The following is a 12,470-nucleotide window of genomic DNA, read 5'->3' on the forward strand; positions in this document are numbered from 1 at the left end:
AGGTTTACTTTGCGAAATTGAGTGAAATATATACTGAAAATGCTTCTTATACAGTATCAATAAAATTGATGGTTTGTTTGATGATGATTTTAGATGTGGCAAGGGCGGTTCAGCAAGGTAATTATGCAGCCAAAACTTGATATAGATCGGTGTTTATTGTGGAAATATGATGTTATTAGGGTTTTTTACTGCAAATCAGTAGAATGGTTATTTCGTTTTTTATGTTGAGAGACCTAGCGGTATGTTAGCGTCATTCAGCATAATAGTCGTTTTCGATTTTAATTAAGTGGTTATTCATGTCTTCTCACAATGTGCCGCGTAAAGCCCGCGTATCTTCCGCTGAAACGCATAAGCTAAAAAAAGACGCAAATCAGCCAAATAATAAAGCCTCTAGTAAAGGTGCGTTGCATCCGAGAAATCCACATGTTGGCCGGTATGATTTTTCGGCTTTATGCCTTGCTCTGCCAGCATTATCACGTTTTTTAGTACCGAACCCGAAAGGGGATAGCACTATTGATTTTAGTAATGAGCAGGCCGTGCTTTGCTTAAACCAAGCGCTGCTGGCCCATTACTATCAGGTTAAATTTTGGCAAATTCCAGCTGGTTATCTATGCCCGCCGATCCCAGGACGCGCCGATTACATCCATTACGGCGCAGATTTATTAGCGCGTCTCAATCAAGGCAAAGTGCCAACTGGTAAGAAGATCAAACTGGTTGATATAGGCACGGGTGCAAATTGCATTTATCCCATTATTGGCAGTCAGAGTTATGACTGGTCATTTATCGCCAGTGATATTGACCCCGTTTCGGTGAAAACGGCGCAGGCGATTGTGCAGTCTAACCCCAACTTAACGGGCTTGATCGATGTGAAGCAGCAAAGCCAGTCGGAATATTTTTTCAAAGGCATTATTAAGGCGAAGCAGCCCATTAGTTTGACCGTTTGTAACCCGCCGTTTCATGCCTCGTTAGCTGAGGCGCACCAAGGCAGCCAACGTAAATGGCAAAACTTAAATAAAGGTAAAGAAAAGACGACGGGGTCGGGTAACGCACCAACATTAAACTTTGGTGGGCAAAAGGCCGAACTATGGTGTCCCGGTGGTGAGCTGGCATTTTTAAAACGCATGGCCACCGAAAGCGTGGACTTTGCCGAACAAGTTTGTTGGTTTAGCAGCTTAGTGGCGAAAGGTGAACACGTTAGACCACTGAAAAAACACTTACAGCAGCTTAATGTGGCACAGTGTGAAGTGATCCAGATGCAACAAGGACAAAAAATAAGCCGTATTTTAGCGTGGAGTTTTAAAACGGTTGAGCAACAGCAAGCTTGGGCTGCGCAGCATTGGAGTCGTTAGATTAGGGGGTTGTTAAGCACAACATAATTAAAAAAACGATAACAAGAGGAAAAGATGGAAGGATTGAATGAATTTATCAAGCTAGTCAATGGCTTTGTGTGGGGCACACCAATGTTGGTGATGATCTTAGGGGTAGGGCTATTTTTGTCTTTTGGCCTGAAGTTAATGCCGATTTTAAAACTTGGCGCTGGCTTTAAATTACTTTGGTCTGGCCGCAGCAGTGACCAAACAAAAGCGGGGGAAATAAGCCCCTATAATGCATTAATGACGTCCCTTTCTGCCACGATTGGTACTGGTAACATTGCCGGGGTGGCCACGGCTATTTTTATTGGTGGCCCAGGCGCGTTATTTTGGATGTGGTGCACCGCGTTAGTGGGCATGGCCACTAAGTTTTCTGAAGCGGTTTTGGCAGTGAAATACCGTGAAGTGGATGCTAATGGCCAGCATGTCGGTGGCCCGATGTATTACATTAAAAATGGCTTAGGCAGTAAGTGGACTTGGTTGGGCACCACCTTTGCTGTATTTGGTGCATTTGCTGGTTTTGGTATTGGTAATACGGTGCAGGCAAATTCTATTGCCGATGCGCTCAATAGTAATTTTGGCGTTCCGATGTGGCTTACGGCACTTATTTTAATGGTGCTGGTAGGCGCCGTGCTGATGGGAGGCATCAAACGTATTGCCGATGTGGCTGGTAAATTAGTGCCATTGATGACGGTGTTTTATTTTACTGCTGGGGTGGCGGTTTTAATCATTAATGTTGGTGAAATCCCGGCTGCGTTTGAGTTGATTTTGCACAGTGCGTTTAATCCTGTAGCGGCGCAAGGTGGCTTTGCTGGGGCGGCGGTATGGGCTGCTATTCGTTTTGGTGTTGCGCGCGGCGTGTTTTCTAATGAAGCTGGCTTAGGCAGTGCGCCGATTGCTCACGCAGCGGCGCAAACCAATAACCCAATAGAGCAAGGTTTAGTGGCAATGTTAGGTACCTTTATCGATACCTTGATCGTGTGCTCTATTACCGGTCTTGCGATCATTGTTACGGGTTCGTGGACTTCGGGCGAAACGGGGGCATCTCTGACTTCCCTTGCGTTTGCTCAGGCCATTCCGTTTGGCAACTATATTGTGGCCATTGCCTTGGCTATTTTTGCCTTCACCACGATTCTCGGCTGGAGTGTGTACAGTGAAAAATGTGTGCAGTATTTATTAGGTGAAAAAGCGGTGATGCCATTTAGGGTGGTATGGACAGCGGTCGTGCCGATTGGTGCGTTGATGTCGCTCGACTTCGTTTGGCTATTGGCTGACACTCTCAATGCGATGATGGCTATTCCGAATCTGATTGCGTTAGCGTTACTTAGCCCGGTGGTATTTGGCTTAACCAAACCTTACTTCAGCACCAACAAAGGGTAAAAGGAGAGAGGGCCTCTCCTTGTTACTGTCAGGTTTTAGCGCTTGATCAGCCAAACCATCAAGCGCTTAGTTTACCGGCTAAGCGATGTATCCGCGGGGCAAACATCATTGAGATGACTGCCGCCGCAGGCCAAGCTAAAATGAATGCTTTCAGCCAATGTTGAACGAAGTGAGTGGTTGCGCCTAAGTTAAGCCAAGTGACCCACATGGTCATCAACAAGGACAAGACAAATGACATTATTACTGCAAAAATAATTCTGTGCTTCATATTATTACTCGCTAATCATGGTTAGTTTTTCAATGTTTGTTGCAACAGTAATGTTTTGCGACAAATAAGCTTTGGTATGCTCCAGAGTAAAGTGTTTGTCTAATGCTGCTTCATTCACCCATTGCTCCCATAAGGTAAATTTATGGGGATCGGCTTGATGCTGTAGCACCTTAAAGTAGATGCAGCCGGGCTCTTTCTCTGTCTCCATCGCTAGCTTGACTAAAGCGGAATAAGCATCGCTTGCTGTCACATTATCTAGTGTCTTTAGAGTTGCATTTATCCATAATTGTTCCATTGATATTCCCGCTCTCTTATTAAAGGATTAGACGAGGATATATAATTTCATTTAGTATCAATATTCCTTTGCTAGCAATCTTAAATTCCAATATTGAAACTATGTTTGATGATATAGCCTTATTTATTCATATTGTGGAGCAGCGTGGCTTAGCTGCGGCCGCAAACAAATTGGGATTGCCCGCGGCCACGGTAACGAGAAGGTTAAAGCAATTAGAGCGTGCGCTCGGTTGTAAGCTTATACATCGCTCCGCTAGGCAATTTTATTTGACCGCTGAAGGGGAAGTGTATTACCAAGAATATGCTGACCTCATTTATGTCATGGAGACAAAACGGCGAGACTTGCAGCAAAGTACCCACAAAGTGAGTGGGAAACTTAAGGTGTTAGCACCGACCAATATTTCTATTGGTTTGTTACAGCCTATGTGGTCAGGGTTTATTAAGGCGTATCCCGATATACAATTAGAATTATTGTTAGGCAATAATACCTTAGATATGCTGTCGGCTCAGGCCGACTTAGCACTGCGTATTGGCCCGCAACCAGACTCATTACTTTATCAAAAACGGCTTGGCAGTGTGCAAACCGTGTTAGTCGCATCACCAGACTACTTAGGAAAAAGTAACACGGTACTTTCATTAGCTGACTTACAAATACAACGTATTATTCGAGTGAAGCACATTACCACTTGGTTGTTATCAGATGGGAATGAGGTTGTTGATTTGCGCTTGCGAGCAACAACGTTAGTAGACGATATCCGCATGGCGGCGATGCTTGCAATGGATGGCGTAGGTGTCGCCTTGTTACCTATGAGTGAAGTGTTTGAAGAGCTTCGAAATGGTCGTTTGGTGCGCGTATTACCGCAATGGTCAGGTCCTGTGCGAGAACTGTTTGCCGTTTGGCCCAGTGGTCAGTTGTTGAGTCAAAAAGCCAAGTGCTGCCGTGACTATATGTTGCAATTTATTGCTAACAATGAGCTGTTAAATGGCGCAATATTAACAGATATAAAATAACAGCCAAGCAAGAGCGCCTGGCCATTTTATAGACAAATTATAGGTAAAGCTCTAACACGGCTTTAGGCTCAAGCTCGTCACCTTCTAGTTCGCTGTTCCAGTTGAGGCCTATGAGCACCTCATCTTCCGCTAACGTGGTTAGCCAGTCTTCAACAAATTCTTCTAGGGTTAATTTGGTCGGTTTAAAATCAGCCCATTCTTCAAGGCAATGTACTTGAGCGTCATCAGCTTGTGACCAAAATGGCATTACTTCTGATTCTTCAAATTCAGAAGAGTCTAATGATAGCCATTGGCCTTGGGCATTACATAAACCCCAAACGGTTTCACTTTTCTGGCTCTCTTTTACAAATAGTGCGGTATTTTTTTTCACATCAGCAGTTAAATTAGACATTTGATTCTCTCATGGGTGAATACTAGGTAATAAGTCTATGACAGCACTGATCAATATCAGCGGAATGTGGCAAGGATAAGAACCCTTAGCTTGAATGTCTATCTATTTAAATTTTGAGCAGAAAAAACACCACATATCTCGCGCTTACTAGCCAGTTAACTTTGCTTTATGTCTGGAACACAAAGTGAGAGATGATACCGATGCACGATAATGTCGATAGCCACAGCCGATAGTAGTTCCAGTTGCCCCAGTTTTTTGTGTAGCGTTGCCACACTAGCATCGCGTTTTTATCTTCACCTGCTGCGGCTAGTGCATTATTTAACGGCACATTGAAGAAAGCCGTTATCATGAAGCCAATAATGGCCGTTAATGCCCCGATGAATAAAAGCGATTGAAATCCCAACTCATCCAACATAAAGCCCGTAACTAGGAGCAGTAGGCTACTCAGAGGTGACAAAAAGAAAATCGTCAAGAAACCTTTATTTAAGATGACTTGATTAATTCGTTGCATGGTTGCGATAGCGTTTTGTTGATCAAGTACAGTCATGATGGTGTTGTGAAAAATAAAATAGACCCCTGCCAGCAAGGCGCTCGTCACGGCAGCAATAAGGCTTAAAGATTGCAATAATACAATAGACATGATGTTTTTCTCCTGCGTTATACACTTTACTCACCAAGCTGCAGCGCGAGTGAATGTTTGTTTATTACACCAACATCAGTGATTATTTAGTTGTCAGTTTGTCGCTTTTAATTTGCAGGAAGTACGGAATGTCAGAAAAGGCCAATAATGCTGAGTTAGAAAAATTCAACTTGAGTCATCGTCAGCAAGGGAGGACGATCTCATCCCTTAGCCAGCTAAGTATGAGCGGCGTTTTTTATACCCATTCAACGATGAGGCAACCGTGGGGAGTCACGATGCCGGCTATTCCTTTGAGTACCATGTTTCACCTGATCCTTGATGGTGAAGCCATTGTTTCTATATCGGATAAGCGTATTACGCTCGGCGCTGGAGATTTCATTCTTATGCCGCGTGGTAAGGGGCATGATATTGTGGATATTAATAATACGCCAGCCAGCGGACTATTTGAGCAAAATATAGAGCAAGTAACGGAACATTATGAGAAGCTCACCTCAAAGGGTAAAGGCCCTATCACTACGGCGCTCTGCGGTACCGTATTATTTGAAAATGAGATCACAGCATCGATCATTAATTCCATGCCAGACTACGTGCTTATACCCGCTAACTCAGAAGCTCATCAACCGATAGCCAGTATCGTAAAAGCCATACAACTGGAAACCGAGAGTGAAGGTTATGGCGCCGGCTTAATCGTCGCAAAACTTGCTGATGTGCTTATTTTACAGTGCATCCGCGCGTGGGTATCGCAACTGTCGGGTGACAACCCAAACTGGCTAATGGCGCACACCGATAAGCGCCTCTCGCCAGTGATGGAGCTTATACACACTGACCCAGCGGCACATATCAATATCGCTGTATTGGCAGGACTGGCCAGAATGTCTCGGACCACCTTTATCGATTACTTTAAAAAAGTCGTGGGGCAAACTCCGAAAAAGTATATTACTGATTGGCGTCTCGCACTGGCAAAAACGCGCTTAATTGGCAGCAGTGACAATGTGCTAAACATTGCCCTTGAAGTGGGTTACCAGTCAGAAGCGTCTTTTAGCCGAGCTTATAAGGCCAAGTTTGGCGTGCCTCCTTCGCAAACCAAAAGGGGTGAGTAATCAGCTTGTTACATTATTGGGGCAGTTCTTTACTCATACTGCCAGCCCAGTTTGATAGTTAGGCTGGCAAGTCACGTTGGTTGGTGATTACTTCCAATGGCCTGCCGCAATTGTTTTAGCTACATAATCTGAGAATTTAGTGGCAGCATCTCCGGTCGCGAGCTTTACGTCATCAGTGATCCTTGAATTACGGCCATCAAACACAACCGTGAATAATTCATTAAGCAACCATTGGTGGCTTATAGGTACATTTTGCACCTTTAGCATTTGCAAATACTCATCGATAGTGATTTCGGTAAATTTAATTGCTTTACCCAATTGTTGGGCAATTTCATTAACACAATCTTGGAACGTGAGCAGCTCTGGTCCTGTTACTTCGAACAAGCAGTTATGTTTGGTCGGCTCTATTAGCGCCGCTACAACGACTTGGGCAATATCATCCACATCGATAAAAGGCTCAGGAGTATTAGTAGCAGGTAAAATAAGCTCGCCACTTAAAATGCCCTCAGCCATAAAGCTCTCACTAAAATTTTGCGCAAACCATGATGCGCGAACCACATTCCACGTAAGGCCGCTGTTAATTAAAATTTGCTCCGCGGTTTGGGCTCCTTCTTCTCCGCGGCCAGAAAGTAGCACTAAGTGTTCAATCCCCTCTGCTTTTGCCACACTAATAAAAGCGGTGATGTCATCTGCTGCCCGGGGGATGGCTAAATCAGGTTGATAAGTAACATAAGCAGACTTAGCACCGCGTAAGGCATTGGCCCATGTATTACGGTTATCCCAATCGAATTGGATTTCTGTTGTTCGCGATACTGGGCGTGTATTAACGCCTCGTTCGCGAAGGAGTTGGTTGACACGAGCACCGGTCTTAGCATTTTTGCCGATTATTACGATAGGTGATGATTGATTTAACATCTTGAACTCCTCATAGACTTGCTAACGGATGACTGCAAAGCAACGTTATGATGGCTGTAAATATCTGTTTAATGAATGATGTAAAAACCGGCTTTGTTTGCGTAAAGTCCGAAGAGACAGTTAGGGAGCATATTATTTGCTGTATTGCTAAGTGAGGCTTGATTGTTGTTTGTTCACCCTGCTTTTTATGCCTTAAAAACCAGCTTGTTTTTCTAGGATTTTAAAGTATCTTGATGTAAGTGCTGAATGGTCGTCTTAAACCCGTCCGAAGGTTGGGTAAGCTGTTTATTTTGTTTGTATTTTGTTTGTATTTTGTTTGTATTTTGTTTGTATTTTGTGTGATAGGACCAAGTGGTAATTCACATGCGCGTGTAGGTTCCCACTAAGCTAAGCCGATGTTAGAAGCGTTAACTTATTTGTCACGGTTAGCTGTTCAATCAGCTAGGAACGAAGATTAATTAAGAAGGATTGCTATATGTATGGGGATAAGGAAATGAGCGCTTTTTGTTGTAATTGCAAGGAGCTAACGCGACACCAATACACCCTGTTTGGCAGTCAAACTGAGCAATCACCCAAGGAGATTGGACTGTTACAAAAATTGTTGTCTGCATTTGTTACGACAGAGCCTGCGGGGGACTACAAATGTACTCGCTGCGGCACCTATTTGGAATCGCCTGACAACCTTGATTAACGCTCAAAACATAAGAATAGATAGGCACCCTAGATCCTATATTCAAGTGTTAAGCAAGTTACGTCTCCACCTAGAGGCGTCCAGTAAGTTATTGAGGTTCGGCATATCAAGGTGTGTAAATGTACGCTGTAATATTTAGAGCAAAACCCGGTATTCAAGACGATGAATACAGTAAAACTGTTGCTAACATGCGAGAACTTGCCTTTGAAAAGTACGGTTGCTTAGATTTCGTCGCTGTAACGGAAGGCGATCAAGAAATAGCTATTTCTTATTGGGAAAGTGAACAAGCAATCAAGCAATGGAAAAGCGACTCAGAACATGCGTTAGCACAAGAGCTGGGGCGTACAAAATGGTATGAGTCATATACCCAATCAACTTGAAGATGCATGTTTCAGAGCACCACCGTGTTTTCAATACTAGGCACGCTAATGCAGGAATGTAGGCACCTTTCAAATTAGCGTAACAACGTAGTGGAAACACGGAGGGGCTCCCAAAGGGCAAGTTTTACACGCGTTTATGCTGTGTTATTGATTTTGATAAGGGGAAGCCATTACCTGCAATCAATGCCTTGCCTAAACGCGTGTAAAATCTTGCTGAAATCAAGCCTCTCCAGGTTGATTAGGTATATATAGTGCAAGTGGTCGAAATAAAGCGAGAGTACCAGTTCAATCCATAGGTAAAAATATACGTTGCAAAGCTGCGATGGCAAGCAGCAATACATTAACATGGAACAAAACGGTGGGTAGTGTTACTGCCAAATAAAACCAGAACTTTACCTGTTTGGTAATGGGGCTCAGTAAACGGAGTTAGTATGAGATTGTTAGCGGTTAGTTTAGCGCTGTGTTGCTCTTTTACGGTGAGTGCGCAAGAAATCAGATGTGGTTGGCTAGAAAACCCCTCGCCAGCGAATCTTTGGTTAATTGATCGAGAGGGGAGCTGGGAAATATCGATACAAGGTGGGCCTAATTATCTCGATGATAAATCGCTTGATTTGGTGTTTGAGGCGATCTCACATCCAAGCGACTTTGTTCGGACAAATAACAGTTATGGTTTTAGTTGCGCTTGTCTAACAGTGGATACAGATCCGCAAACAAGACAAATTAAAGCTGTTTATCAAGCCAAGCAACTGGGTCTCAAGCAATGTTTAGAAGATATATCTATTACTCAACATATTCCTCTCCGGTTCAAGTAATAGCGTTACATCGGTAAGGCCTCGCACGAAGTCAGCCGCAATGGTGTGCCTAGTTTGCCTTGGAATATTAAGTGAGTCATGTCGGCTTACAAAGACAATCAATTATTGTTGGTCAGCGCTGTGGAAAGGTATGAAGTTACATGTCCTTGCACTTTTGCAGCGTTCAAAGAGATGTGAAACGGATTTGAAAGTTTATGATTAGAGTTGCAAATATTAATGATTTAGGCGGCGTTCTACATCTGTATAAAGAGCTCCGTCCTTTAGACCCAAACCTAGACAGTGACTTTGCTAAAGAAAAGTGGGCGGAGATAATTAATGATCCACAAACACACATCATCGTGGCAGAAATAGACGGTGAGTTAGCCTCAACATGTGCATTAGGATTAAATAAAAGTATTGCCAATGGTGCAAGGCCGTTTGGCATTATTGAGCATGTTGTAACGTTACATAAATTTCGCCGACAAGGGTTAAGTAAGAAGGCTCTGGAATTTGCGATATCCTTGGCTTGGGAAAATAACTGCTGCAAAGTGATGTTGCTATCGGGGGCTCAGTTAATAGGGGCTCACTCTGTCTATGAATCAGTAGGTTTTAAAGGCGATATCGAAAAAGGTTTTGTTATTAAACCCTGATGCTCGGCGCTAAGATAAACGTCGAGTCAGCTAGTCGCTTTGTTATGGCAGTGAAAATAGAGGTTACATGTTCCCATTAGATGTATTTATGACCTATACACTTGCTTGTTTACTATTGGTCATATCACCGGGCCCAGATAATTTACTTGCCGTTGGGCGGGGGTTAAGCCAAGGTAAGCTGGCCGCTACAATATCAGGCATATCATCTGGCGCAGGCATTTTGTTTCATGTGCTAGCGGCTACTTTTGGGCTTACTTTACTGATCCAAACCTCAGAGTTGGCATTTTATGCGGTAAAAATTGTGGGGGCGGGGTATTTGATTTGGTTGGGCATTAAGGCTCTACGCGCACGGCGTTTATTCTCAGTCGCGTCAGCGCAGCAACAATCGTTACAGACCATCTTTTCAACAGGGTTTCTTTCCGCTGCTCTTAATCCAAAACCAGGCTTATTTGTGCTTGCGTTTGTGCCGCAATTTGTCAATCCAAGCTTAGGCTCTGTGTCGCTACAGATGATGGGCTACGGTGTTTGGTTTGCGGTCCTCACCGCAATCGGCTTTAGCTTAATGGGGATTTTTTCTGCGCAGCTATCTGGTTGGCTACAAAATAAGCCTAAGTTGGTTGCGGGTTTAAATATTGGCGCTGGGGTTACGTTTGTTGCTTCAGGTTTAGCGGTGGCATTCATGAAACAACGTTAGGTCTGATTTATTCCTCGTGGCTCAGTTACTCTTCGCTGTAACAAATTCTCATCAGATAAAAAATGGCGGTAAGTGAAAGAGTTTACCGCCATTTTATTATCTTGATTTTGTTTGCAGCTAACTGTTTATCTAATGAGTTAGTCAGGCAGTTTAACCACTGGCGTTACCTGTGGCCCTTTAATTTTAACCAGCAGCGCAACGGTGGCGAGTGTGGCCATGGCTAAGCCAAATACCGTAGAAGTGGTCATGGGCAAGTTAAAGCCGATGCTAGCGTTAGCGAGATAAGTAAATGTCACCGCGGTCATAAAGGCGGCGGGCACGGTACAAATCCAATGGAATTTACCTTCGCGGGCTAAATAGGCCGCAGCTGCCCAAAGCATGATCATGGCGGTGGTTTGGTTAGCCCAGCCAAAGTAGCGCCAGATAACGCCAAACTCTGCGTGGGTGATGAGATAGCCAATAATAAACATAGGAATAGCGATTAATAAGCGCTTTGGCATGCTTTGTTGTGGCATTTTCAGAAAATCAGCAATGATTAAGCGAGCGCTGCGAAATGCGGTATCGCCGGAGGTGATCGGCAAGACAATGACACCCAAGATAGCCAAGATACCGCCTACGGTGCCAAGTAAAGAGGTGGATACCTCGTGCACCACGGCAGATGGTCCGCCAGCAGCAAGTGTTGCGTTAAGGGCATCAGTGCTTTCATAGAAAGACAAACCTAAGGTACACCAAATTAGGGCAATCACACCTTCGCCTATCATGGCGCCGTAGAATATAAAGCGGCCTGATTTTTCATTTTGCATGCAGCGCGCCATTAATGGCGATTGAGTAGCATGAAAACCAGAAACCGCGCCACAAGCGATGGTAATAAACAGCAGTGGCCAAAGCGGTAAATCGGTCGGGTGTAGATTACTAAAGTCGAGGCCTTGCGAGTAAAAAGTATGGTCGCTTACTGCTAGTCCGATAACTAAGCCGACACTCATGAAGATCAGTAAAGCGCCGAAGAAAGGGTACAAACGGCCGATGATTTTATCGACGGGCACGATAGTGGCAATAATGTAATAAGCGAAAATAACCGCAATCCAAATGCCTGCACTAGTATCAGAGAGGCTACTTAATAAGCCGGCAGGGCTAAGTACAAATACCACGCCAACTAATAACAGCAACAATACAGCGAAGCCGTTCATAAAGTGCTTGGCAACATTGCCTAATTGTTCACCGACTATGGTCGGCACGCTGGCGCCATTGGCGCGCACCGACATCATGCCGGAGAAATAGTCATGTACTGCGCCAGCAAAAATACAACCAATTACAATCCATAACATGGCAACTGGGCCATATAGGGCGCCTAATATAGGGCCAAAAATAGGGCCAACACCTGCGATATTGAGCAGCTGAATTAAGTAGACCTTTTTGTTCGACATTGGCACAAAATCGACGCCATCTTCGAGGCTATGTGCGGGTGTTTGGCGCTCGGGCTTGGGGCCAAAGATTTTTTCTATCACTTTACCGTAAGTAAAATAACCGGCAATGAGTAGGCCGGTGCAAAGTAAAAACCATAACATTCGTTATTCCTTAATCCATTAGTTGACGGATATCAGATTAAGTAACCTAGCTAATATTTGCATTGCCTATTAATGTGAGCGGCGGTATTCGATAGTTAAGCGGTTATTATGGCTGGTTAGCGGTTTTTATAGCTACTCTGCAACAGTCAGAATTAGCTAGCTTGAATACCAAAGTGATGTTTGATTGTTTTGAGATAGCGTCGGCTAACGGGCACCTTGTGGCCTGTGATTGGTGAGTGATGATACTTATGCTGGTATTGCTATCTCATAGCGCGTTAGCCTGTTTGAATACCAAAGTGATGTTTGATTGCTTTGAGGTAGCGTCGGCTA

The 12,470-nt window shown here is 44.1% G+C and carries 14 protein-coding genes; 8 read left to right on the forward strand and 6 right to left on the reverse strand.

Annotation, left to right across the window (positions count from 1 at the left end; genetic code table 11):
- Nucleotides 1-296 precede the first annotated feature (296 nt).
- Together rlmF and K1M91_RS03210 are read left to right on the forward strand one after the other, a co-directional pair.
- Nucleotides 297-1,349 carry a 23S rRNA (adenine(1618)-N(6))-methyltransferase RlmF gene (gene rlmF, locus K1M91_RS03205; protein WP_232800116.1) on the forward strand — a complete coding sequence of 351 codons (1,053 nt, stop codon included), beginning with the start codon at nt 297-299 and terminating at the stop codon, nt 1,347-1,349.
- Between the two features lie 54 nt (nt 1,350-1,403).
- Entirely contained in the window at nt 1,404-2,750 is a 1,347-nt protein-coding gene (locus K1M91_RS03210) for a sodium:alanine symporter family protein (RefSeq protein WP_232800117.1), read from the forward strand.
- 58 nt (nt 2,751-2,808) lie between these two features.
- Here the strand turns inward: K1M91_RS03210 and K1M91_RS03215 are convergent, their stop codons facing one another.
- The gene (locus tag K1M91_RS03215; protein WP_232800118.1) at nt 2,809-2,988 is read right to left on the reverse strand and encodes a DUF2798 domain-containing protein; all 180 of its coding nucleotides are present in this window, start codon (nt 2,986-2,988) and stop codon (nt 2,809-2,811) included.
- A 34-nt stretch (nt 2,989-3,022) separates the two neighbouring features.
- Entirely contained in the window at nt 3,023-3,313 is a 291-nt protein-coding gene (locus K1M91_RS03220) for a putative quinol monooxygenase (protein ID WP_232800119.1), read from the reverse strand.
- Between the two features lie 101 nt (nt 3,314-3,414).
- Here K1M91_RS03220 and K1M91_RS03225 point away from each other — a divergent pair, with 101 nt between their 5' ends.
- Complete coding sequence (locus tag K1M91_RS03225) at nt 3,415-4,323, forward strand: LysR family transcriptional regulator (protein WP_232800120.1); 909 nt, start codon at nt 3,415-3,417, stop codon at nt 4,321-4,323.
- A gap of 37 nt (nt 4,324-4,360) precedes the next feature.
- Here the strand turns inward: K1M91_RS03225 and K1M91_RS03230 are convergent, their stop codons facing one another.
- On the reverse strand, nt 4,361-4,714 hold the full coding sequence (locus K1M91_RS03230) for a DUF2750 domain-containing protein (protein ID WP_232800121.1): 354 nt from the start codon (nt 4,712-4,714) through the stop codon (nt 4,361-4,363).
- Nucleotides 4,715-4,880: 166 nt separating this feature from the next.
- Nucleotides 4,881-5,354, reverse strand: coding sequence for an anthrone oxygenase family protein (locus K1M91_RS03235; protein WP_232800122.1), 474 nt, complete (start codon nt 5,352-5,354; stop codon nt 4,881-4,883).
- A gap of 128 nt (nt 5,355-5,482) precedes the next feature.
- Here K1M91_RS03235 and K1M91_RS03240 point away from each other — a divergent pair, with 128 nt between their 5' ends.
- Nucleotides 5,483-6,454 carry an AraC family transcriptional regulator gene (locus K1M91_RS03240; RefSeq protein WP_232800123.1) on the forward strand — a complete coding sequence of 324 codons (972 nt, stop codon included), beginning with the start codon at nt 5,483-5,485 and terminating at the stop codon, nt 6,452-6,454.
- 87 nt (nt 6,455-6,541) lie between these two features.
- On the opposite strand, the gene K1M91_RS03245 is transcribed toward K1M91_RS03240, so the two are convergent.
- Complete coding sequence (locus K1M91_RS03245) at nt 6,542-7,369, reverse strand: NmrA family NAD(P)-binding protein (RefSeq protein WP_232800124.1); 828 nt, start codon at nt 7,367-7,369, stop codon at nt 6,542-6,544.
- 810 nt (nt 7,370-8,179) lie between these two features.
- Here K1M91_RS03245 and K1M91_RS03250 point away from each other — a divergent pair.
- From K1M91_RS03250 to K1M91_RS03265, 4 genes are all read left to right on the forward strand, one after another.
- On the forward strand, nt 8,180-8,440 hold the full coding sequence (locus tag K1M91_RS03250) for an antibiotic biosynthesis monooxygenase (protein WP_232800125.1): 261 nt from the start codon (nt 8,180-8,182) through the stop codon (nt 8,438-8,440).
- 431 nt (nt 8,441-8,871) lie between these two features.
- The gene (locus tag K1M91_RS03255) at nt 8,872-9,252 is read left to right on the forward strand and encodes a DUF4087 domain-containing protein (RefSeq protein WP_232800126.1); all 381 of its coding nucleotides are present in this window, start codon (nt 8,872-8,874) and stop codon (nt 9,250-9,252) included.
- Between the two features lie 194 nt (nt 9,253-9,446).
- A complete protein-coding gene (locus tag K1M91_RS03260; RefSeq protein WP_232800127.1) occupies nt 9,447-9,881 on the forward strand; it encodes a GNAT family N-acetyltransferase in 435 nt (144 codons plus the stop codon).
- 67 nt (nt 9,882-9,948) lie between these two features.
- A complete protein-coding gene (locus tag K1M91_RS03265; RefSeq protein ID WP_232800128.1) occupies nt 9,949-10,575 on the forward strand; it encodes a LysE family translocator in 627 nt (208 codons plus the stop codon).
- Nucleotides 10,576-10,712: 137 nt separating this feature from the next.
- Here K1M91_RS03265 and K1M91_RS03270 read toward each other — a convergent pair whose 3' ends face one another.
- Nucleotides 10,713-12,140 carry a carbon starvation protein A gene (locus tag K1M91_RS03270; protein WP_232800129.1) on the reverse strand — a complete coding sequence of 476 codons (1,428 nt, stop codon included), beginning with the start codon at nt 12,138-12,140 and terminating at the stop codon, nt 10,713-10,715.
- Nucleotides 12,141-12,470: the final 330 nt, after the last annotated feature.

The organism is Motilimonas sp. E26 (genome assembly GCF_021278025.1).
GTDB lineage: Bacteria > Pseudomonadota > Gammaproteobacteria > Enterobacterales > CBDFNC01 > Motilimonas.

Excerpts from the sequence above, each read along its gene's own strand:
- rlmF (WP_232800116.1), top strand. The coding sequence starts at position 297 with ATGTCTTCTCACAATGTGCCGCGTAAAGCCCGCGTATCTTCCGCTGAA.
- K1M91_RS03210 (WP_232800117.1), top strand. The coding sequence starts at position 1,404 with ATGGAAGGATTGAATGAATTTATCAAGCTAGTCAATGGCTTTGTGTGG.
- K1M91_RS03215 (WP_232800118.1), bottom strand. The coding sequence starts at position 2,988 with ATGTCATTTGTCTTGTCCTTGTTGATGACCATGTGGGTCACTTGGCTT.
- K1M91_RS03220 (WP_232800119.1), bottom strand. The coding sequence starts at position 3,313 with ATGGAACAATTATGGATAAATGCAACTCTAAAGACACTAGATAATGTG.
- K1M91_RS03225 (WP_232800120.1), top strand. The coding sequence starts at position 3,415 with ATGTTTGATGATATAGCCTTATTTATTCATATTGTGGAGCAGCGTGGC.
- K1M91_RS03230 (WP_232800121.1), bottom strand. The coding sequence starts at position 4,714 with ATGTCTAATTTAACTGCTGATGTGAAAAAAAATACCGCACTATTTGTA.
- K1M91_RS03235 (WP_232800122.1), bottom strand. The coding sequence starts at position 5,354 with ATGTCTATTGTATTATTGCAATCTTTAAGCCTTATTGCTGCCGTGACG.
- K1M91_RS03240 (WP_232800123.1), top strand. The coding sequence starts at position 5,483 with ATGTCAGAAAAGGCCAATAATGCTGAGTTAGAAAAATTCAACTTGAGT.
- K1M91_RS03245 (WP_232800124.1), bottom strand. The coding sequence starts at position 7,369 with ATGTTAAATCAATCATCACCTATCGTAATAATCGGCAAAAATGCTAAG.
- K1M91_RS03250 (WP_232800125.1), top strand. The coding sequence starts at position 8,180 with ATGTACGCTGTAATATTTAGAGCAAAACCCGGTATTCAAGACGATGAA.
- K1M91_RS03255 (WP_232800126.1), top strand. The coding sequence starts at position 8,872 with ATGAGATTGTTAGCGGTTAGTTTAGCGCTGTGTTGCTCTTTTACGGTG.
- K1M91_RS03260 (WP_232800127.1), top strand. The coding sequence starts at position 9,447 with ATGATTAGAGTTGCAAATATTAATGATTTAGGCGGCGTTCTACATCTG.
- K1M91_RS03265 (WP_232800128.1), top strand. The coding sequence starts at position 9,949 with ATGTTCCCATTAGATGTATTTATGACCTATACACTTGCTTGTTTACTA.
- K1M91_RS03270 (WP_232800129.1), bottom strand. The coding sequence starts at position 12,140 with ATGTTATGGTTTTTACTTTGCACCGGCCTACTCATTGCCGGTTATTTT.